Below are 1732 nucleotides of genomic sequence, written 5' to 3'. Positions count from 1 at the left end.
AGCGACGAAGACACCCCATCACTCCCACACCGACGCCGCCCCTACCCATGACCAGCGAAAACACAGTCGTCAGACTCGGAAAGACAACAGCGTCTAAGGTCGGTCAGGTGACTGCCGGGTCGGCCATGGGCCACGCACGAGTGAGGGTCCCGGCCTCGGCGTGAGCACGAGGCGGGCAAGAGGCCCGCCGACCTTCTCCGCGTCTTAGCTCCCAGCGCCATACGGCGCCCCATTCCAGCGGATCCCAAGACCGGAGACACACCACTGATGTCCTATGAGCAGCAGTACCCGCATGAGTCCGAGCTGTCGGCGGCCGGCGTCCAGCTGAACCACACTGCCATCTACGCAAGCGACCGGCACCTGTCTGCCGAGTTCCTCGCCGCGGTCCTGGGCTTGAAGGTCGGCGCCCCGTTTGGGCCGTTCCTGCCCGTCGACCTTGGCAACGGCGTGACGCTCGACTACTACGAGAAGAGGGACGAGCCGATCCAGTCGCAGCACTACGCCTTCCTCGTCCCTGACGAGGTGTTCGACGCCGTTATCACCCGCCTGGAGGTGGTCGGGGTCACCTACTACGCCGACCCCAGCCACACCGAACCCGGCCAGATCAACCGTCTATTCGGTGGTCGCGGCGCCTACTTCGACGACCCGGACGGTCACAACATGGAGGTCATGACTCGGCCTTACGTCCGCCCTTAGGGCGCGACGGGGCTGTGATCAAGGGGTGCCTCGGGTGAGGTCTTTGATCCAGATCATCGAGGCGCGCAGGTGTAGTCCGGTGAGGTAGCTGTCCGGGGTCTTGTCGTATCGGGTGGCGATGCCCCGCCAGGACTTGAGCTTGTTGATCAGGCGCTCGACCGTGTTCCTCTCCTTGTAAAGGTCGGCGTCGTGGCTGGCGGGCCGACCGCCCCTGGAGCCCCTCTTCTTCCGGTTGGCGGCCTGGTCCGACTTCTCCGGGATGACTGCCTTGATGTGGCGTTTGCGCAGGTGGGCGCGGCTGCCGCGGGACGAGTACGCCTTGTCCCCGGCGACTGCGTCCGGCCGGGTGCGGGGGCGGCCGACAGGGCCGCGGACGCGGATCCTTCCCAGCACTGGGATGAACGGCGGGCTGTCAGCGGCTTGTCCAGCGGTCAGGACGAACGCCAGCGGGCGGCACTTGCGGTCGGCGGCGAGGTGGATCTTGCTGGTCTGCCCGCCTCTGGAACGTCCGAGGAGGGCGGCCTTCAGTCGGAGCTTTTGCCGACGCCGGATGCGTCGTCGCTCGTCCCGCTCGGGATCAGCTTCGGCGTCCTGCCCGCTTTGTTCTTCGCGGCCTCCCCTCCCCCTTTGACCCGGCCTTCTCTTCCTCGGCGGCAGCCCTCCTCCAGCGCGGTGATGACGTCCTGGTCCCGGTGCATCCCGGCGGCGTCGTGGTGGGCCCGCGCGGTGGGCCCGCGCGGTGGTGGAGTCGATGCTGACCAGGGACAGGTCCACCTCGCCCCGCCTCGCAGCCTCCGCGATCAGCCCTTCCATCAGGGCCTCGAACACACTCGCGTCACGCCACTGCCGGAAGCAGTTGGGAACGGTCGACCAGGCACCGAACTCCTGCGGCATCTCCCGCCACTGCCCGCCTGTCTTGAACCGCCAGATCACACCCTCGAACTGAAGTTTCCCCGTGATCTCGGACACTCGTTCGTTATGCCGCGAGGGTGTGTTGATGTCGCTGCCTGGTCTCGGCCGGGGTGAGGTAGCCGAA

General features: G+C 66.9%; 2 protein-coding genes. One reads left to right on the top strand and one right to left on the bottom strand.

Annotation, left to right across the window (positions count from 1 at the left end):
* The first annotated feature begins 267 nt into the window (after positions 1-267).
* Entirely contained in the window at positions 268-696 is a 429-nt protein-coding gene (locus ABZ154_RS34965) for a VOC family protein (protein ID WP_356838496.1), read from the top strand.
* Positions 697-714: 18 nt separating this feature from the next.
* Here the strand turns inward: ABZ154_RS34965 and ABZ154_RS34960 are convergent, their stop codons facing one another.
* Complete coding sequence (locus ABZ154_RS34960; protein WP_356838494.1) at positions 715-1665, bottom strand: IS5 family transposase; 951 nt, start codon at positions 1663-1665, stop codon at positions 715-717.
* Between the last annotated feature and the right edge of the window lie 67 nt (positions 1666-1732).

Origin of the sequence: Streptomyces sp. NPDC006261, assembly GCF_040613515.1 — a bacterium.
Taxonomy (GTDB): Bacteria; Actinomycetota; Actinomycetes; order Streptomycetales; family Streptomycetaceae; genus Streptomyces.
Note: the sequence above shows the minus strand (reverse complement) of the source record. Positions and strands in the feature narration are given on the sequence as shown.